Annotated in this window: 12 protein-coding genes; 10 read left to right on the top strand and 2 right to left on the bottom strand. The window is 72.7% G+C overall.

The genetic code is table 11. The features are described 5' to 3' along the window. The first annotated feature begins 336 nt into the window (after positions 1-336). Both K7396_RS11360 and glgB read left to right on the top strand, forming a co-directional pair. Positions 337-1,845 carry a maltokinase N-terminal cap-like domain-containing protein gene (locus tag K7396_RS11360; RefSeq protein WP_152104589.1) on the top strand — a complete coding sequence of 503 codons (1,509 nt, stop codon included), beginning with the start codon at positions 337-339 and terminating at the stop codon, positions 1,843-1,845. A gap of 98 nt (positions 1,846-1,943) precedes the next feature. After that, on the top strand, positions 1,944-4,460 hold the full coding sequence (gene glgB, locus K7396_RS11365; RefSeq protein ID WP_174886915.1) for a 1,4-alpha-glucan branching enzyme: 2,517 nt from the start codon (positions 1,944-1,946) through the stop codon (positions 4,458-4,460). Between the two features lie 123 nt (positions 4,461-4,583). Here the strand turns inward: glgB and K7396_RS11370 are convergent, their stop codons facing one another. Next, a complete protein-coding gene (locus tag K7396_RS11370) occupies positions 4,584-5,990 on the bottom strand; it encodes a cation:dicarboxylate symporter family transporter (protein WP_086721540.1) in 1,407 nt (468 codons plus the stop codon). A gap of 165 nt (positions 5,991-6,155) precedes the next feature. On the opposite strand from K7396_RS11370, the gene K7396_RS11375 reads away from it, so the two are divergent. From K7396_RS11375 to K7396_RS11395, 5 genes are all read left to right on the top strand, one after another. Then, on the top strand, positions 6,156-7,817 hold the full coding sequence (locus tag K7396_RS11375; RefSeq protein ID WP_152104588.1) for a sensor histidine kinase: 1,662 nt from the start codon (positions 6,156-6,158) through the stop codon (positions 7,815-7,817). Then, positions 7,814-8,494, top strand: coding sequence for a response regulator (locus K7396_RS11380; RefSeq protein WP_086716882.1), 681 nt, complete (start codon positions 7,814-7,816; stop codon positions 8,492-8,494). Before K7396_RS11375 ends, K7396_RS11380 begins: the two co-directional genes overlap by 4 nt. Positions 8,495-8,672: 178 nt before the next feature. Beyond that, a complete protein-coding gene (locus K7396_RS11385) occupies positions 8,673-9,383 on the top strand; it encodes a helix-turn-helix domain-containing protein (protein WP_086716883.1) in 711 nt (236 codons plus the stop codon). 211 nt (positions 9,384-9,594) lie between these two features. Then, positions 9,595-10,395 (top strand): ABC transporter ATP-binding protein, encoded by an 801-nt coding sequence (locus tag K7396_RS11390; RefSeq protein WP_223659879.1) that lies wholly within the window; start codon positions 9,595-9,597, stop codon positions 10,393-10,395. A 79-nt stretch (positions 10,396-10,474) separates the two neighbouring features. Continuing rightward, the gene (locus K7396_RS11395; RefSeq protein WP_086716884.1) at positions 10,475-13,024 is read left to right on the top strand and encodes an ABC transporter permease; all 2,550 of its coding nucleotides are present in this window, start codon (positions 10,475-10,477) and stop codon (positions 13,022-13,024) included. Positions 13,025-13,116: 92 nt separating this feature from the next. Here K7396_RS11395 and K7396_RS11400 read toward each other — a convergent pair whose 3' ends face one another. Continuing rightward, positions 13,117-14,142, bottom strand: coding sequence for an ATP-dependent 6-phosphofructokinase (locus K7396_RS11400; protein ID WP_086716885.1), 1,026 nt, complete (start codon positions 14,140-14,142; stop codon positions 13,117-13,119). A 233-nt stretch (positions 14,143-14,375) separates the two neighbouring features. Here K7396_RS11400 and pta point away from each other — a divergent pair, with 233 nt between their 5' ends. The 3 genes from pta (at position 14,376) to pyk (ending at position 19,239) form a co-directional block, all read left to right on the top strand. Then, positions 14,376-16,472: a phosphate acetyltransferase gene (pta, locus tag K7396_RS11405; RefSeq protein WP_086716886.1), complete on the top strand. Its 2,097-nt coding sequence runs from the start codon at positions 14,376-14,378 to the stop codon at positions 16,470-16,472. 42 nt (positions 16,473-16,514) lie between these two features. After that, a complete protein-coding gene (locus K7396_RS11410) occupies positions 16,515-17,750 on the top strand; it encodes an acetate kinase (RefSeq protein ID WP_086716887.1) in 1,236 nt (411 codons plus the stop codon). A gap of 61 nt (positions 17,751-17,811) precedes the next feature. Beyond that, positions 17,812-19,239, top strand: a complete 1,428-nt coding sequence (pyk, locus tag K7396_RS11415) for a pyruvate kinase (RefSeq protein WP_086716888.1) — start codon at positions 17,812-17,814, stop codon at positions 19,237-19,239. Positions 19,240-19,276: the final 37 nt, after the last annotated feature.

Here is a 19,276-nt window from a genome sequence, read left to right on the forward strand (position 1 = left end):
GGCACGGGTGCCGGAAACACGCCCGTACGCGGCCGCATGGCGCGTACGGGCGTTTTTTGACCTTTCGCTCGGGCAGCCTCCCTACTATCGCCCGGGCCGGGTGAGCCGCCGCCGGCCCCCGGTCCGGGAGGGGATCCGCCGCGCAGCGGAGCAGGGCACACCGCATCGCCGCTGCCGTACGGACGGGCTCGCCCGGTGCCGCCCCCGGACTCCGTCCGGGTGCACCACCACCAGCCTCCGTCTGGGGGTACCCCCACCGCGCCATCGCACAGTCCGGGCCGTATTCCGGGACACTTTGCCCTATATGTCGTGTGCCCGGGGAAAGGACGCGACGCCATGTCGGACACCGCCTCGACCCGTGCCACCCGAAACACCCCTGATCACCGCCCGCTCGTCGGCGCACCCGAGCTGCTGCCCTCGCTGGCACCCCTGCTCACCGAATGGGTGCCACGCCAGCGCTGGTTCGCCGGCAAGGGGCGGCTGCTGACCGGCTTCACGCTGCTCTCGGCGACCGAGCTGCTGCCGTGCACCGATCCCGGCGCCCCCGGCCTGCTGCTGCTGCTCGTCCGCGCCCAGCAGAGCGCGCCGCCGAGCCGCACCCCCGTGGGCGGCGACTGCTACCAGCTCCTGCTGGGGGTGCATCCGGCGCTGTCGCCGCAGCTGGCGCCGGCGGTGATCGGCCGCCCCGGCGGCGGCCCGCTGCACGGTCGCACCGTCTACGACGCGCTCCTCGACAACCGGCTGTGCGCGCTGCTGCTGGAGCGGCTGCGGGTGCCGGGCCGGCTGGGCGCGCTGCGCTTCTGCCGGGAGCCCGACGCGGACATCCCCTCCGGGCTGCCGGGCCGGCCGATCGCCGTCGAGCAGTCCAACTCCTCGATCGTCTACGGCGATTCCTTCATCCTGAAGGTCTTCCGGCGGATCGAACCGGGCGTCAACCCCGATCTGGAGCTGCCGCGGGCGCTGGCGGACGCCAAGTGCGCACGGGTGCCCGCGCCCGCCGCCTGGTACGAGGCGGCGGCCGCCGGGGAGGGCGGCGAGGCGACGACGCTGGGCGTGCTGCAGCCGTTCCTGGCGGGCTCGGCGGACGGCTGGCAGCTGGCGCTGAACGCGCTGGCCGTCCGCGCCGACTTCACCGGGTCGGCGCGGGCGCTCGGCCACGCCACCGCCGAGGTGCACACCGCGCTCGCCCAGACCCTGCCCACCACCGAGCTGCGCCGCCCGCAGCTGGAGGTGATCGCCGCCCAGATGCACGAGCGGCTGGACGCCACCGCCCGCGCCGTGCCCGTGCTGCAGCCCTACCGCGCCCGGCTGCGCACCGCCTTCGACGCGCTCGCCGCGACCGGGCACGACGGCCGCAGCTGGGCCGCCCAGCGCATCCACGGCGACCTGCACCTGGGCCAGACGCTGCGCTCCGCCGACGAGGGCCGCTGGTCGCTGATCGACTTCGAGGGCGAGCCGGCCCGTCCGCTGGCCGAGCGGCGCCGGCCGCAGCCGGCGGTGCGGGACGTCGCGGCGATGCTGCGGTCCTTCGACTACGCCGCGCGCAGCGGCCCGGCCGGCGGCGACCCCTGGGCGCTGGAGTGGGCCCGGCGCACCCGCGACGCCTTCTGCCGGGGCTACGCGGAGGCCGGCGGGCTCGATCCGCGCTCGGTGCCCGAGCTGATGCGCGCCTACGAGACCGACAAGGCCGTCTACGAGGTGCTCTACGAGGCCCGGCACCGGCCCGACTGGCTGTCCGTCCCGATGGCCGCCATCCGGCGGCTGGCGGCCGGCGACGAGCCGGCCGTGGGAGCCGAGGGGCCCGGCCCGGCCCGGGCCGCCGGGTCCGACGACGGCCGGGGGTGAGGGGCCGCCGACCGACCGCCGATCCGCCGCCGTACGCCCCGAGACCCGACCGACGCCCCGCCCCGCCCCGCCCCGCCCCGCCCCGAGGAGGCCCTCTCGTGACCGCCCGCCCGCCGTCCCGTCCCACCACTCCCGACACCGCGCCCGCCCCGGGCGCGACCGACGACAGCGCGGCGGGGCGGTCCGGCCGCGCGGCGCCTCCCCGGCCGGCAGCGGGCGACCCCGCGGCGGCCGCGCGCGGCACCTTCGCCGGGACCGCGGCCGGATCCGCGGGCCGATCCGCGGCCGGACCTGCGGCCGGACCCGCGGCCGGGACCGCCCCCGCGCGCCCGGTCGTGCCCCGGGAGGCGACGGCGCCCGGCCGGGCCGGCGCGCCCGCGGGCCCGGCCCGTGCGGGCGCGCCGGGGACCGGCACCCACGGGATCCGCGCCGCCGCCCCGCTGTCCGCCGAGGACCGCGGCCGGCTCCTGGGCGGTGCCCATCACGACCCGCACGCGCTGCTCGGCGCCCACCCCGTGCGCGGCGGGCTGCTCATCCGGGTCCTGCGGCCCTGCGCCAAGAGCGTCACCGTGCTGGCGAAGGGGCTGCGCGCCGCCCTGCCCGCCGAGGGCGACGGGCTGTTCGCCGGGGTGCTGCCGCTGCGCACCGTCCCGGACTACGAGCTGCTGGTCGACTACGGCGACGACCCGCTGCGGATGCCGGACCCCTACCGCTTCCTGCCGGCGCTGGGCGAACTGGACCTGCACCTGCTCGGTGAGGGCCGGCACGAGCAGCTGTGGCAGGCGCTCGGGGCGCGGATCATGGAGCACCAGGGGGTGTGCGGCACCCGCTTCACGGTCTGGGCGCCCAACGCCCAGGGGGTCCGGGTCGTCGGCGACTTCAACTACTGGGACGGCACCGGCCACCCGATGCGCTCGCTGGGCTCCTCGGGCGTCTGGGAGCTTTTCCTCCCGGGCATCGGCGAGGGCGAGCTCTACAAGTTCGAGATCACCCGGCCGGACGGCTCGCGGACCGTGCGCGCCGACCCGATGGCCCGGCGGACCGAGTGCCCGCCCGCCAATGCCTCGGTGGTGGAGGCCACGCACTACCGCTGGACGGACGGCGACTGGATGGCCCGGCGCGGCGAACGCCCGGTGCACGAGGCGCCGTTCTCGGTCTACGAGGTGCACCTGCCCTCCTGGCGCCCCGGCCTCACCTACCGCCAGCTCGCGGCCCAACTCCCCAACTACGTCAAGGACCTGGGGTTCACCCACGTCGAGTTCATGCCGGTCGCCGAGCATCCCTTCGGCGGCTCCTGGGGCTATCAGGTGACCGGGTTCTACGCCCCCACGGCCCGGATGGGCACGCCCGACGACTTCCGGTTCCTGGTCGACGCGCTGCACCGGGCCGGCATCGGTGTGCTGATGGACTGGGTGCCGGCGCACTTCCCGCGCGACGACTGGGCGCTGGCGGAGTTCGACGGCCGCCCGCTCTACGAGCCCCAGGACCCGGCGCGGGCCGCGCACCCGGACTGGGGCACCCTGGAGTTCGACTACGGCCGCACCGAGGTCCGCAACTTCCTGGTCGCCAACGCCGTGTACTGGTGCGAGGAGTTCCACATCGACGGCCTGCGGGTGGACGCCGTCGCCTCGATGCTCTACCTGGACTACTCGCGCGAGGACGGCGACTGGACCCCGAACGTCCACGGCGGGCGGGAGAACCTCGACGCGGTCGCCTTCCTCCAGGAGATGAACGCGACGGTCTACCGCCGCTGCCCCGGCGTCGTCACCATCGCCGAGGAGTCCACGGCCTGGGACGGCGTCACCCGCGCCACGCACCACGTCGGCCCCGGCGGCTTCGGCGGGCTGGGCTTCGGACTGAAGTGGAACATGGGCTGGATGCACGACTCCCTCGGCTACGCCTCCAAGGAGCCGGTGCACCGCAAGTACCACCACGGCGAGATGACCTTCTCGATGATCTACGCCTACTCCGAGAACTATGTGCTGCCCATCTCCCACGACGAGGTGGTGCACGGCAAGCGCGCGCTGGTGTCGAAGATGCCCGGCGACTGGTGGCAGCAGCGCGCCAGCCACCGGGCCTACCTCGGCTTCATGTGGGCCCACCCCGGAAAGCAGCTCCTGTTCATGGGGCAGGAGTTCGCCCAGGGCGCGGAGTGGGCGGAGCGCCACGGGCCGGACTGGTGGCTGCTCGACCCGTCGTACGAGGCCGAGGCCGACCACCGGGGCGTGCGCGACCTCGTCCGCGACCTGAACCGCCGCTACGCCGCCACGCCCGCGCTGTGGGAGCGCGACACCGACCCGGCCGGTTTCTCCTGGATCGACGGCGACGCGAGCGAGGACAACGTCTTCTCCTTCCTGCGCTTCGCCGCCGACGGCTCCCCGCTGATCTCGGTCACCAACTTCTCCCCGGTCGTCCGCCACGGCTACCGGCTCGGCGTCCCGGGCGCGGTCCCCGCCTGGCGGGAGGTGCTCAACACCGACGACGCGCGCTACGGCGGCAGCGGCATCGCCAACCCCGGCCCCCTCACGACCGAACCGACCTCCTGGAACGGCCGCGCCACCTCCGTCTCCACCGTCCTCCCCCCACTCGCCACGCTCTGGCTACGGCCGTCCTGACCGGGCCGTCCCGACCGCCTGCATCTGCTGGCTGTCGGCCCCCGCCGGACTCCCGCCCGGTCGCGCCGAAGGGGCGGGTGCCCTGTCCGGCACCCGCCCCTTCGGCCCTCCCGCACCGGCGGATCAGACCTTCGCGGACGTCTTCTCCGCCTCGCCGTCCCGCGGCCCGGCGACCTCGGCGACGGCCGGCTCCGGGGCGGCCTCGTCGGCCAGCGTCTTCTCGTCGAACGGCATCCGGCCGGCCAGCACCTCCGTCACCCGGGCCTTGTCGATCTCCTTGGTCCAGGTGCCGACCAGGACGGTGGCCACCGCGTTGCCGGCGAAGTTGGTCAGGGCCCGCGCCTCGCTCATGAAGCGGTCGATGCCGACGATCAGGCCCACGCCGTCGACCAGTTCGGGGCGGTGCGACTGCAGGCCGCCGGCCAGGGTCGCCAGGCCCGCGCCGGTGACGCCCGCCGCACCCTTCGAGGCGATGACCATGAACACCAGCAGCGAGATCTGCTGCCCGAGCGGCAGCGGCTTGCCCATCGCCTCGGCCACGAACAGCGAGGACATCGTCAGGTAGATGGCGGTGCCGTCGAGGTTGAAGCTGTAGCCGGTGGGGACGGTGATGCCGACCACCGGCCGGCTGACGCCCAGGTGCTCCATCTTCGCGATCAGCCGGGGCAGCGCCGACTCCGAGGAGGAGGTGGACAGGATCAGCAGGAACTCCCGGCCGAGGTACTTCAGCAGCTGGAAGATGCTGACCTTGGCGACCAGCCGGAGCAGCGCGCCGAGCACCACGATCACGAACAGCAGACAGGTGAGGTAGAAGCCGATCATGATGACGGCGAGCGACTTCAGCGCGTCCAGGCCGGTCTCGCCGACCACCGCGGCGATGGCGCCGAAGGCCCCCACCGGCGCCGCCCACATGATCATGGACAGCACCCGGAAGACCAGCTTCTGCAGGTGCCCGACCCCGCGCAGCACCGGCTCGCCCGCCGTGCCCAGCGCCTGCAGCGCGAAGCCGACCAGGAGCGCCACCAGCAGCGTCTGGAGCACCTCCTGCTGGGTGAAGGCGGAGAGCAGCGTGGTGGGGATCATGCCGAGCAGGAACTCGGACAGCGACTCCCCGCCGCCCTCGGTCTGGGCGTGGCCCGCGTGCCGGACGGACTCGGTCAGATGGAGGCCGGAGCCGGGGTCCAGCAGGTTGCCGACGACCAGGCCGATGGCGAGCGCCACGGTGGACATCACCATGAAGTAGCCGAGGGCCAGTCCGCCGACCGCGCCGACCTTGGCCGCCTTCCGCACCGAGCCGACGCCCAGCACGATGGTGCAGAAGATGACCGGCGAGATCATCATCTTGATGAGGTTCACGAACCCGGTGCCCAGCGGCTTGAGCTGGACGGCGACGCCGGGGGCGGCGAAGCCCACGAGGATGCCGAGCAGCACCGCGCCGATCACGGCGATATAGAGGAAGTGGGTCCGGTCGCGCTTCACCGGCGCGCTCTCCTCCGTGGTACCCCCACGCGGCGGGGTCTGTGCGGACACGGCTGCCTCCTCGGTCTACGGCTGTGCGCTGATCTGCGGCTCTGCCACACAACAAGTCCCGGCGACTATGCACGCCGCTGTGGCGCCCGTCACCCTTGCGTACATTTCGTTCACGTAAAAGTGACCGCGCGGACGGTTCCCGGGCGACCGTGCAGACTGTTGCGTATGCGACTCCCCCGACCCCGCCCCTCCCGACGGCTGCGCGGCCCCCGCAGCCTCGCCGGGCAGCTGTTCGCCATGCAGGTCGTGCTGGTGGCGGTGGTCGTCATGGGCTGTGCGCTCTTCGCGTACGTCAGCGCCGGGCGGCAGGCCGAGGAGACCGCGCGGCGGCAGGCGACCGCGGCGGCCACCGCCGTCGCCGACTCCCCCGCGGTGGTGGCCGCGGCCCGCACCAAGAACCCGACCGCCGCGCTGCAGCCGTACGCCGAGCGGCTGCGGTACGACGCCGGCGTCGACTTCGTGGTGGTGATGGCCCCGGACGGGACCCGCTGGACGCACCCCGAGCCCTCCGCGATCGGCAAGAAGTACCTGGGGCACATCGGCCCCGCGCTGCACGGCACGGTCTTCCCCGAGACGCACATGGGGGTGCTCGGGCCGTCCGTACGGGTCGTCGCGCCGGTCCGCGATCCACAGCGCGGCGGCCGGATCACGGCCCTGGTCAGCTCCGGGATCACCATCGAGACGATCAGCGAGCAGCTGCGCAACCAGGTCCTGGCCCTGGTGGGCGTGGCCGCCGGGGCGCTGGCGCTCGGCGGCCTGGGGACGTACGTGATCAACGCCCGGCTGCGGCGCCACACCCACGGGATGAACGCGGCCGAGCTCGGCCGGATGCACGAGTACCACCAGGCCGCGCTGCACGCCGTGCGCGAGGGGCTCTTGATGCTCGACGGGCAGCGCAGGGTCGCCCTGATCAACGACGGCGGGCGGGAGCTGCTGGGGCTGTCGGACGACGCGGTGGGCCGCCTGGTCACCGAGCTGGGGCTGCCGCAGCCGCTGACCGAGGCGCTGCTGGCACCCGGCCCCCGCGTCGACGAACTGCAGCTGACCCACGAGCGGGTGCTGGTCGTCAACTCCGCGCCGGTCTCCGGCGGGGAGCGGCGCGGCAGCGTCGTGACCCTGCGCGATCACACCGAACTCCAGGCGCTGTCCGGCGAGTTGGACTCGGTGCGCGGTTTCACCGAGGCGCTGCGCTCACAGGCCCACGAGGCCGCCAACCGGCTGCACACCGTGGTCTCGCTGATCGAACTGGGGCGGGCCGAGGAGGCCGTGGAGTTCGCGACCGCGGAGCTGGAGCTGGCGCAGGCGCTGACCGACCAGGTCGTCGGCGCGGTCGCCGAGCCGGTGCTCGCCGCGCTGCTGCTCGGCAAGGCCGCGCAGGCCAACGAGCGCGGCGTGGAGCTGACCCTGACCCCCGACAGCCGGATCGACGACGGGCTGCTGCCGCCCGGACTGCCCGCCCGTGACCTGGTGACGGTGCTGGGCAACCTCCTCGACAACGCCCTGGACGCCGCCGCGCCCACCCCGGAGCACACCGCCGCCGAGCCGCCGCGGGTGCGCGTCACGGCGCGGGCGGACGGCGGCGAACTGCTGCTGCGGGTCGCGGACAACGGCCCCGGGGTGTCCGCGGAAGCCGCCGAGGAGATCTTCCGGCGCGGCTGGAGCACCAAGCACGGGCAGGACGCGCCCGCCCGGGGCCGCGGTCTGGGCCTGGCCCTGGTCCAGCAGGCGGTACGCCGCAACGGCGGCACCGTCGTCCTGGACCGGACCCCCGGCGGCGGCGCGCGGTTCACCGTACGGCTGCCGCTGCGGGCGGGGGCGACGGCATGACCGCCGCCCGGATCCGGGTCCTGGTCGTCGAGGACGATCCGGTCGCCGCCGACGCGCACGCCCTGTACGTGGGGCGGGTGCCCGGCTTCACGGTGTCCGGGACCGTCCACTCCGGCGGCGACGCCCGCCGCCACCTCGAAACGCACGCCGTCGATCTGCTGCTGCTCGACCTCTACCTGCCCGACGGCCACGGGCTGCAGCTGGTGCGCACGCTGCGCGCGGCCAGCCACACCGCCGACATCATCGCGGTCACCTCCGCCCGGGACCTGGCGATGGTGCGCGAGGGCGTCTCGCTGGGCGTGGTGCAGTACGTGCTGAAGCCGTTCACCTTCGCGACCCTGCGCGACCGGCTCACCCGCTACGCCCAGTTCCGCGCCACCACCGGCGAGGCGAGCGGACAGGACGAGGTGGACCGGGCGATCGCCGCGCTGCGCGCCCCGCGTCCGGCCGCGCTGCCCAAGGGGCTGACCGCGGCCACCCTGCAGGCGGTGACCGAGGTGCTGCGGGCCGCGGGGAGCGGGCTGACGGCGACCGAGGCGGCCGCCGACGTGGGCATCTCCCGGATCACCGCCCGCCGTTACCTCGAACACCTCGTGGAGAGCGGGCGTGCGGCCCGCGCGCCCCAGTACGGCCAGGTCGGCCGCCCGGAACTGCGCTACCGGTGGTCGGGCCACTGACCGGCGGCGGCCGGTGGCCTGCTGCGGCCGGCGACCTGCTTTCAGCAGTCCGCCGCTCGTGGCCGGTCGGCCGGAAAACCGCACGTCCGCAGCGGAAACCGGCCGTCTAGGAGCTTCCTACGACTTTCCGGCTTGGGCATCCGCACCATAGGGGCGGAGCCCGGCCGTCACCTACCGTGTGCCGATGAACACGCCCGCCGGGGAGCCGAGCAGAACCCCTTTCCAGGCCGGGGCCGCCCGCCGGCTGCGCGAGGCCCTCGGAATGACCCCCGCCCATGTCGCCTACGGCATCCGGGCCGCCTTCGGCCTACCGGTGGCGCCGGCCACGGTGGCGTCCTGGGAACGGGGCGAGGGCGCCCCCACCGAGGCCGAACTGACCGCGCTGGCCGGCGCGCTGTGGTGCGCGCCGGGCGAGCTGCTCGACGCGCCGGACACCCTGCGCGCCCACCGCCTCGCCCGCGGCCTCGCCCCGGGGGACCTCGCGCTGCGCATCGGCATGGACCGGGCCGCGTACGAACGCCTGGAGACCGGCGGGAAGTGGAGCGGCAACGACCGGCAGGCCGCGGCGCTCGCCGAGGCGCTGCGGCTGCCGCTGCCCGCGCTGATCCGCTTCACCGGCCGGGACGAGAAGCTGACCGCCCTGCTGACCAGCGCCGCCACCACCCGCTGGCAGGGCTGCGTCCGGCCGGTCGGCAAGATCGTCCCCCTGCCCAAGGCGCGGCTCCAGGCCGTCCTGCAAGGGCTGCACCGCGACTATCAGGCGACCATGACGGCTACGCTCCACTGGGGCGACTCGCCCCGTGCCGAGGAATCCGGCCGGGCCGGGCGGGCCTTTCTCGACGGCATCCTCGCGGAATTCTGGGCGCGGGCCGGCGAATCGCGGCACTGAGAAAGGCCCTTTTCCCGGCCCCGTAAGGGGAAACCCCGAGACGCACCCTCGGTCCCCGGACGGAGCGGTGTCCGTCTGGAGAATGACGCCGGGCCCGGTGATGGCACTTCCGGCCGGTGCGGCTTTCGGTCCCTGCGGGCGAGGACCGGCCCGGCCTGCGCATTCGAGAATGAGGACATCGCTTTTTCCGTCCCTTCTCCAGGAGTTCCCCGTGTCCCACGCGGCCGCCCTTCCGGGTTTTCCCGGCTCCCCCGCCTCCACTCGCGCCGGCGCCGCCGTCGCCGCCCGCGCCACGGACCTGAACAAGGTCTACGGCCAGGGGGAGACCCGCGTGGTCGCGCTGGACTCCGTCTCGGTCGATTTCCGCAAGGCCCGGTTCACCGCGATCATGGGCCCCTCCGGCTCCGGAAAGTCCACGCTGATGCACTGCATGGCGGGCCTGGACACGATCTCCTCCGGCTCGGCCCGGATCGGCGACGTGGAACTCGGGTCGCTGAACGACAAGCAGCTCACGCGGCTGCGCCGGGACAAGATCGGCTTCATCTTCCAGGCGTTCAACCTGCTGCCGACGCTGTCCGCGCTGGAGAACATCACGCTGCCGATGGACATCGCGGGCCGCAAGCCCGACCGGGAGTGGCTCAACGCGGTCATCGAGACCGTCGGCCTGTCCGGACGGCTCGCGCACCGGCCGGCGCAGCTCTCCGGCGGCCAGCAGCAGCGGGTCGCGGTCGCCCGCGCGCTGGCCGCCCAGCCGGAGATCATCTTCGCCGACGAGCCGACCGGCAACCTCGACTCCCGCTCCGGCGCCGAAGTGCTGGGCTTCCTGCGGGAGTCGGTGCGGGCGATGGAGCAGACGGTCGTGATGGTCACCCATGACCCGGTCGCCGCGGGCTACGCGGACCGGGTGGTCTTCCTCGCGGACGGCCGGATCGTCGAGGAGCTCGACGACCCCACCGCGGACGCCGTCCTGGACCGGATGCGGCTCTTCGACTCCAAGGGCCGTACCAGCTGACACCGGCGCACCGCCCCGCCGCGCTCCCCGCGCGCCGCCCCTCATCCCGAGCCACCGGACCAGGACTGACACCACCACCATGCTGCGTACCGCCCTGCGCAACGTCCTTGCGCACAAAGCCCGATTGATGATGACCGCGCTCGCGGTCCTGCTCGGCGTCGCCTTCGTCGCCGGCACCCTCATCTTCAGCGACACCGTCGGCTCGGCCGTCAAGAAGGCGTCCGAGAAGAACCTCGACGGAGTGGCCGTCTCCGTCCAGGCCGTCGCCCCCGAGGACGGCCCGGACACCGGCAAGGACGGCAAGCGGACCACCCTTGTCGACGAGAAGCTGGCCGACACCATCCGCGCACTGCCCGGCGTGCAGTCCGTACGCCGCAACGTCAACGGGACGGCCACCGTCGCCGGCCCGGACAATGCGCCGCTCGGCAACGACTGGCAGAACCTCGCCGCCAACTTCCAGCCGGACAAGGACGGCCACGACCCCCGCTACCCGCTGCTGCGGGGCCGCGGACCGGCCGCCGACGACGAGGTCGCGCTGGACGAGGCGACCGCGAAGGCGTCCGGCCGCAAGATCGGTGACTCCGTGCGGCTCGCCACCGACGGCCCGGTGCTGACGAAGCGGCTGGTCGGCATCGTCTCCACCGACGACCCGCAGGTCACCGCGGGCGGCAGCCTGACGCTCTTCGACACCGCCACCGCGCAGAAGCTGTTCCTGCACCCCGGTCAGTTCGACGAGCTGGTGATCGGTGCCGCGCCCGGCGCCGATCAGCAGGCGCTGACCGCCAAGGTCGACGAGGTGCTGCCCAAGAACCGCGCCACGGCGACCAGCGGCACCGAGCTCGCCGCCGAGCAGTCCAAGATGGTCGCCGGCCAGAACAAGGCCCTGACCCAGACGCTGCTGACCTTCGCCGGGATCGCGCTGTTCGTCGGCGTCTTCATCATCGCCAACACCTTCACCATGCTGATCTCCCAGCGCAGCCGGGAGATCGCCCTGATGCGTGCGATCGGCGCCTCCCGCCGTCAGGTGGTGCGCTCGGTCCTCGCGGAGGCGGCCCTGCTGGGCCTGATCTCGTCGGCCGTCGGATTCGCGCTGGGCATCGGCCTCGCCGTGGGTCTGCGGGCGGTGCTCGAAGCCAATGGCGCGGGCTTCCCGGACGGTCCGGTCATCATCAGCCCGGCCGCGGTGCTCTCCGCGCTCGGTGTGGGCGTCGTGGTGACCGTGCTGGCCGCCTGGCTGCCGTCCCGCAAGGCGGCGAAGATCGCCCCGGTGGAGGCGCTCAACACCGTCGAGGCGCCGCCGGCACTGCGCAGCCTGGTGCTCCGCAACTCCCTCGGCGCGGTCATCACCGGCCTCGGCGTCGCGACCATGTTCTACGTCTCCACACTGGAGAAGTCCGACGACATGCCGATCGCGATGGTGGGCGGCATCCTGACGCTGACCGGCGTCATCATCCTCGCGCCGCTGCTGTCCCGGCCGCTGGTCTCGCTGGCGGGCGTCGTCACCACCCGGCTCTTCGGCATCAGCGGCAAGCTGGCCAAGGAGAACACGCTGCGCAACCCCCGCCGTACGGCGGCGACCGCCTCGGCGCTGATGATCGGCCTCACCCTGATCACCGGTATGACGGTCGTCGGGAACTCGGCCGGGCAGGCCATGGACAAGATGACGGCACAGGGGCTGAAGGCCGACTACAAGATCGGGACCACGTCCTCCGGTCTGGACCCCGAGCTGTCGCGGAAGGTGGCGGACATCCCGGGCGTCGAGGCGACGGCTCCGCTGCGCGGCACGGGCTTCCAGACCCCCGACTCCACCATGAGCCTGATGGGCACCGACCTCGGCGCGATCGGCAAGGTCACCCAACTGGACTTCATCAGCGGCTCGTTGACCGGCGCCGGGGGCAATGACATCGCGGTCTCCCAGGAGATGGCCAAGATGAAGGGCTGGCACACCGGCGACACCCTGGACGCCACCTTCTTCGACAAGAAGAAGGCGAAGCTCAAGATCGTCGGAATCTACGCGGACAACGAGCTGATCGGCGACTCGATCGGCACCGCCTCACTGGCGGCGCCGCACCAGGTCGAGCCGAAGGTCGAGACGCTGCTGGTCAAGGCCCAGGACGGCCCGTCGGAGGGGCTGGAGAAGCAGATCCGGCACACCCTCGGCGACAGCCCGCTGCTGAAGGTCCAGAACCACGACGACCTGCGCAAGGAGAACGCCGCGAACATCGACATGGTGGTCAACGTCTCCTACGGGCTGCTGGGCATGGCCGTCATCATCGCGGTGGTGGGCGTCGTCAACACCCTCGCCATGTCGGTCTTCGAGCGGACCCGCGAGATCGGGATGCTGCGGGCGATCGGGCTGGCCCGCAGCGGCATCAAGCAGATGGTCCGGCTGGAGTCGGTGGTCATCGCGCTGTTCGGCGCGGGCCTGGGCATCGCGGTGGGGGTCTTCTGCTCCTGGGCCGTCGGCCACCTGATCAGCAAGGGCCTGCCCACCTACGAGCTGCTGCTGCCCTGGGGCCGGCTCGCGCTGTTCGTGCTGATCGCGGCGGCCGTGGGGGTGCTGGCCGCGCTCTGGCCGGCCCGCCGCGCGGCCCGGCTGAACATGCTGGAGGCCATCGGCGCCCAGTGACCGCCTGACCGCCACCCCCCACAAAGGCGGCGCGCCCGCCCTCGACCGAGGGCAGGCGCGCCGCTGTTGGTGTTCCCGGGAAGCAGCCGGGCTCAGAAGACCGACTCGGCCTCGTCCATCCGCCACGCGGGCACCGTCTTGAGCTCGGTGACCGCCTCGTGCAGCGGCACCATCGTGATGTCGGTGCCGCGCAGCGCGGTCATCCGGCCGAAGTCGCCGCGGTGCGCGGCCTCGACGGCGTGCCAGCCGAAGCGGGTGGCGAGCACCCGGTCGTACGCGGTGGGGGTGCCGCCGCGCTGGACGTGGCCGAGGATGACCGGGCGGGCCTCCTTGCCCAGGCGCTTCTCCAGCTCGACGGCGAGGTGGTTGCCGATGCCGCTGAACCGCTCGTGGCCGAACTGGTCGATCGCGCCCTTCTTGTAGTCCATGGTCTCCTCGGCCGGGTGGGCCCCCTCGGCGACGCAGACGACCGCGAACTTCTTGCCCCGGGCGAACCGCTCCTCGACCATCGTGACCAGGTCGTTCACATCGAAGGGACGCTCGGGCAGGCAGATGCCGTGGGCGCCACCGGCCATCCCCGACTCCAGCGCGATCCAGCCGGCGTGCCGTCCCATCACCTCGACCACCATGACCCGCTGGTGCGACTCCGCGGTGGTCTTGAGGCGGTCGATCGCCTCCGTGGCGACCCCGACGGCGGTGTCGAAGCCGAAGGTGCGGTCGGTGGAGGAGATGTCGTTGTCGATGGTCTTGGGGACGCCGACGACCGGCATCCCGGCGTCCGCGAGCATCCGGGCGGCGGTGAGGGTGCCCTCGCCGCCGATCGGGATCAGGACGTCGATGCCGTAGTCCTTGGAGAGGTCCTTGGACCTCTCGCAGGCTTCGCGCAGGCGGTTGCGCTCCAGCCGGGACGAGCCGAGGATGGTGCCGCCGCGGGCGAGGATGCCGCTGACCGCGTCGAGGTCGAGCTTGCGGAAACGGCCTTCGAGCAGACCCTTGAAGCCGTCCTCGAAGCCGATGACCTCGTCGTCGTGTCCGGTGAGCGCGCGGTGGACGACAGACCGGATCACAGCGTTCAGGCCAGGACAGTCGCCGCCTGCGGTGAGGACTCCGATACGCATCGTGCTGTGTCTCCTGTGCTCGCTGTCGGTTCGTGTGAGCCGGTCCGATTGTTTCACGGGCCGGCCGGCCGTCCCCCTCGTCCACAGGCCCCACCCCTACTGTCCTCGCCCGTATCGGGCAAGGGAAACTGGAGGAGCGACTTAGCTACACACGCAGGTATTGTCAAGAGGGGCAAGCCAACAATAACGGCTGAATTTGACCTTGTGGCCATCGAGTGGATCGGAGAGCACGCGTGACGCGGAGCGTGTACGTGACCGGGATCGACCGCGGCGACGGCCGCCAGGTCGTCGAGCTGGGGGTCATGGAACTGCTGACCCGCCATGTCGACCGGGTGGGGGTCTTCCGCCCGCTGATCCACGACGACGGACCCGACCGGCTCTTCCAGCTGCTGCGGTCCCGCTACCGGCTCACCCAGTCCCCCGACAGCGTGTACGGCCTGCGCTACGCGGAGGCCGCCGCCCTCCAGGCCGAACGCGGCACCGACGAGCTGGTCTCCCGGCTCGTCGACCGCTTTCACGCCGTGGCCAGGGACTACGAGTACGTCCTGGTCCTCGGCTCGGACTACGCGGCCACCAGCCTCCCGGCCGAGCTGAACCTCAACGCCCGGCTCGCCAACGAGTTCGGCGCCGCCGTGCTGGCCGTCGTCGGCGGCCAGGGCCAGGAGGCCGAGTCCGTACGCGCCGAGGCCCGCAACGCCTACACCGCCTACCACTCGCTGGGCTGCGACGTCGTCGCCATGATCGTCAACCGGGTCGCCCCCGAACTCCGCGAGGCGGTCGTCGACCGGCTCTCCGCCCGGCTCCCCGTGCCCTGCTACGCGCTGCCCGAGGACGGCTCGCTCTCCGCGCCGACCGTCGGCCAGATCGTGCACGCCCTCGGCGCCGAGGTGCTGCTCGGCGACGACTCGGGGCTCGCCAGGGACGCCAGGGACTTCGTCTTCGGCGGCGCCATGCTGCCGACCTTCCTCAAGGCGCTGACCCCCGGCGCGCTCGTGGTGACCCCCGGCGACCGGGCGGACCTGGTCATCGGCTCGCTCGCCGCGCACAGCGCCGGCGCCCCGCCGATCGCCGGGGTGCTGCTCACGCTCGACGAGCGGCCCGGCCCCGACATCATGGCGCTGGCCGCCCGGCTCGCCCCCGGCACCCCGGTCGTCTCCGTACCCGGCGGCTCCTTCCCGACCGCGGCCGAGCTGTTCGCGATCGAGGGCAAGCTGAACGCCGCCTCGCCGCGCAAGGCGGAGACCGCGCTCGGCCTCTTCGAGCGGCATGTGGACACCGTGGAGCTGACCAACCGCATCTCCGTCGCCCGCTCCGGCCGGGTCACGCCGATGATGTTCGAGCACGAGCTGATCGAGCGCTCCCGCTCCGGCCGCCGCCGGGTCGTCCTCCCCGAGGGTGACGAGGAGCGGGTGCTGCGGGCCGCCGACGTGCTGCTGCGCCGCGACGTCTGCGACCTGACGCTGCTGGGCACCGAGGAGGCGATCCGCAAGCGCGCCGCCGACCTGGCCATCGACCTGACCGGCGCCCAGATCATCGACCCGCAGACCTCCGAGCTGCGCGAGCGGTTCGCCGAGCGCTACGCCGCGCTGCGCGCCCACAAGGGCGTCAGCATCGAGCTGGCCTTCGACGTGGTCGCGGACGTCTCCTACTTCGGCACCCTGATGGTCCAGGAGGGGCTGGCCGACGGCATGGTCTCCGGCGCGGTGCACTCCACCGCCGCCACCATCCGGCCCGCCTTCGAGATCATCAAGACCAAGCCGGGCGCCCAGATCGTGTCCTCGGTGTTCTTCATGTGCCTGGCCGACCGCGTCCTGGTCTACGGCGACTGCGCGGTCAACCCGGACCCGGACGCCGAACAGCTGGCGGACATCGCCATCCAGTCGGCCGCCACCGCCGCCCAGTTCGGCGTCGAGCCGCGGATCGCGATGCTGTCGTACTCCACCGGCACCTCCGGCTCCGGCGCGGACGTCGACAAGGTCCGCAAGGCCACCGAGATCGTCCGCGAGCTGCGCCCCGATCTGCTGGTCGAGGGCCCGATCCAGTACGACGCGGCGGTGGACGCGGCGGTCGCGCAGACCAAGCTCCCCGACTCCGACGTGGCCGGCAAGGCCACCGTGCTGATCTTCCCCGACCTCAACACCGGCAACAACACCTACAAGGCCGTGCAGCGCTCGGCCGGTGCGGTCGCCGTCGGCCCGGTCCTGCAGGGGCTGCGCAAGCCGGTCAACGACCTCTCGCGCGGCGCCCTGGTCCAGGACATCGTCAACACCGTGGCCATCACCGCCATCCAGGCGCAGGGCGCCCGCCCCGGCGCCGGCCACACCGCCTGACCCGGCCGCCCTCCCGTCCCCGCACCCACCGGAAAGCCCTCCATGACTGCCACCGCCACCCGCGTCCTCGTCCTCAACTCCGGCTCCTCCTCGCTGAAGTACCAGCTGCTCGACATGACCGACACACAGTCGAACAGCGGCTCCGGCGCGGGCCGCCTCGCCGTCGGCCTGGTCGAGCGGATCGGCGAGGAGACCTCGCGCCTGACCCACACCCCGCTGGCCGCCGGCGGCGACAAGCGCGAGACCGAAGGCCCGATAGCCGACCACGAGGCCGCGCTGAAGGCCGTCGGCGCCGAGCTGGCCGCCGACGGGCTCGGCCTGGACTCCCCCGAGCTGGCCGCGATCGGGCACCGGGTGGTGCACGGCGGCCTGAAGTTCACCGAGCCGACCGTGATCGACGACGCGGTGCTGAAGGAGATCGAGCGGCTGGTGCCGGTCGCCCCGCTGCACAACCCGGCCAACCTCACCGGCATCCGCACCGCGCGGGCGCTGCGCCCCGACCTGCCGCAGGTCGCGGTCTTCGACACCGCCTTCCACACCACGATGCCGGAGCACGCGGCCCGCTACGCCATCGACGTGGCGACCGCCGACGCGCACCGTATCCGCCGCTACGGCTTCCACGGCACCTCGCACGCCTACGTCTCGCGCAAGACCGCCGAGCTGCTCGGCAAGGACCCCGCCGAGGTCAATGTGATCGTGCTCCACCTGGGCAACGGCGCCTCCGCCTCGGCGGTCGCCGGCGGCCGCTGCGTAGACACCTCGATGGGCCTGACGCCGCTGGAGGGCCTGGTCATGGGCACCCGCTCCGGCGACATCGACCCGGCGGTCACCTTCCACCTCAAGCGGGTGGCGGGGATGTCGGAGGACGAGGTCGACGTGCTGCTCAACAAGAAGAGCGGGCTGGTCGGGCTGTGCGGCGACAACGACATGCGGGAGATCCGGCGCCGGATCGACGAGGGCGACGAGCGGGCCGCGCTCGCCTTCGACATCTACATACACCGGCTGAAGAAGTACATCGGCGCCTACAGCGCGGTGCTCGGCCGGGTCGACGCGGTGGCGTTCACCGCCGGCGTCGGGGAGAACGCCGCCCCGGTGCGCGAGGCGGCCGTCGCGGGCCTGGAGGAGATGGGCCTGGCCGTGGACGCCTCGCTCAACGCCGTACGGTCCGGCGAGCCCCGGCTGATCTCGCCCGAATACGCCCGGGTCGCGGTGGCCGTGGTGCCGACCGACGAGGAACTGGAGATCGCCCAGCAGACATACGCCCTGGTCAGCGCCTAGCACTCGGTGTTTCCGCCTACCGAAATATTCCGCAGCTAAACAAACCGATAGGATTCTGCGCATGCGCCGTTCCAAAATCGTCTGCACCCTGGGCCCCGCCGTCGACTCCTACGACCAGCTGAAGACGCTGATCGAGGCCGGCATGAATGTGGCCCGTTTCAACATGAGCCACGGGACCCAGCCGGAGCACGAGGAGCGGTACCACCGCCTCCGCAAGGCCAGCGAGGAGACCGGCCGCGCGGTCGGCGTCCTGGCCGACCTCCAGGGCCCCAAGATCCGTCTGGAGACCTTCGCCGACGGCCCGGTGGAGCTGGTGCGCGGCGACGAGTTCGTCATCACCACCGAGGACGTGGCCGGCGACCGCACCATCTGCGGCACGACGTACAAGGGCCTGCCCGGCGACGTCTCCAAGGGCGACCCGGTCCTGATCAACGACGGCAACGTCGCGCTCCAGGTCGTCGAGATCGACGGCCCGCGGGTGCGCACCATCGTCATCGAGGGCGGGGTCATCTCCGACCACAAGGGCATCAACCTGCCCGGCGCCGCGGTGAACGTCCCCGCGCTGTCCGAGAAGGACATCGAGGACCTCAAGTTCGCCCTGAAGATGGGCTGCGACATGGTCGCGCTGTCCTTCGTGCGGGACGCCAAGGACGTCCAGGACGTGCACCGCGTCATGGACGAGGTGGGCCGCCGGGTCCCGGTCATCGCCAAGGTCGAGAAGCCGCAGGCGGTCGCCAACATGCAGGAGGTCGTGATGGCCTTCGACGCCGTCATGGTCGCCCGCGGCGACCTGGCGGTGGAGTACCCGCTGGAGAAGGTCCCGATGGTGCAGAAGCGCCTGGTGGAGCTGTGCCGCAGGAACGCCAAGCCGGTGATCGTCGCGACCCAGATGATGGAGTCCATGATCACCAACTCCCGGCCGACCCGCGCCGAGGCGTCCGACGTCGCCAACGCCATCCTCGACGGCGCCGACGCGGTCATGCTCTCCGCCGAGTCGTCCGTCGGCGCCTACCCGATCGAGACCGTCAAGACGATGTCGAAGATCGTCGAGGCGGCCGAGGAGGAACTGCTCTCCAAGGGCCTGCAGCCGCTGGTGCCCGGCAAGAAGCCGCGTACGCAGGGCGGTTCGGTGGCCCGTGCGGCGTGCGAGATGGCGGACTTCCTGGACGGCAAGGCGCTGATCGCCTTCACCAAGTCCGGTGACACCGCCCGCCGGCTCTCCCGCTACCGCGCGGCCCAGCCGATCCTGGCCTTCACCACCGAGGCGTCCACCCGCAACCAGCTCACCCTGAGCTGGGGCGTCGACGCCTTCGTCGTGCCGCACGTCGACAACACCGACGCCATGGTCGACCTGGTCGACGCCGAGCTGCTCAAGCTCAAGCGCTACAGCGAGGGCGACACCATGCTGATCACCGCCGGTTCGCCCCCCGGCGTCCCTGGCACCACCAACATGGTCCGGGTGCACCACCTCGGCGGCGAGCAGGGCTGACGCCTCCGGCACGCGAAACGGCGGTGGGCCGCCCCCG

Source organism: Streptomyces angustmyceticus, from assembly GCF_019933235.1.
GTDB lineage: Bacteria > Actinomycetota > Actinomycetes > Streptomycetales > Streptomycetaceae > Streptomyces > Streptomyces angustmyceticus.

Bases quoted from the DNA above. Each gene is read 5' to 3' on its own strand.
- K7396_RS11410 (WP_086716887.1), top strand. From the start codon at position 16,515: ATGACTGCCACCGCCACCCGCGTCCTCGTCCTCAACTCCGGCTCCTCC.
- K7396_RS11380 (WP_086716882.1), top strand. From the start codon at position 7,814: ATGACCGCCGCCCGGATCCGGGTCCTGGTCGTCGAGGACGATCCGGTC.
- K7396_RS11400 (WP_086716885.1), bottom strand. From the start codon at position 14,142: ATGCGTATCGGAGTCCTCACCGCAGGCGGCGACTGTCCTGGCCTGAAC.
- pyk (WP_086716888.1), top strand. From the start codon at position 17,812: ATGCGCCGTTCCAAAATCGTCTGCACCCTGGGCCCCGCCGTCGACTCC.
- K7396_RS11360 (WP_152104589.1), top strand. From the start codon at position 337: ATGTCGGACACCGCCTCGACCCGTGCCACCCGAAACACCCCTGATCAC.
- K7396_RS11395 (WP_086716884.1), top strand. From the start codon at position 10,475: ATGCTGCGTACCGCCCTGCGCAACGTCCTTGCGCACAAAGCCCGATTG.
- K7396_RS11375 (WP_152104588.1), top strand. From the start codon at position 6,156: ATGCGACTCCCCCGACCCCGCCCCTCCCGACGGCTGCGCGGCCCCCGC.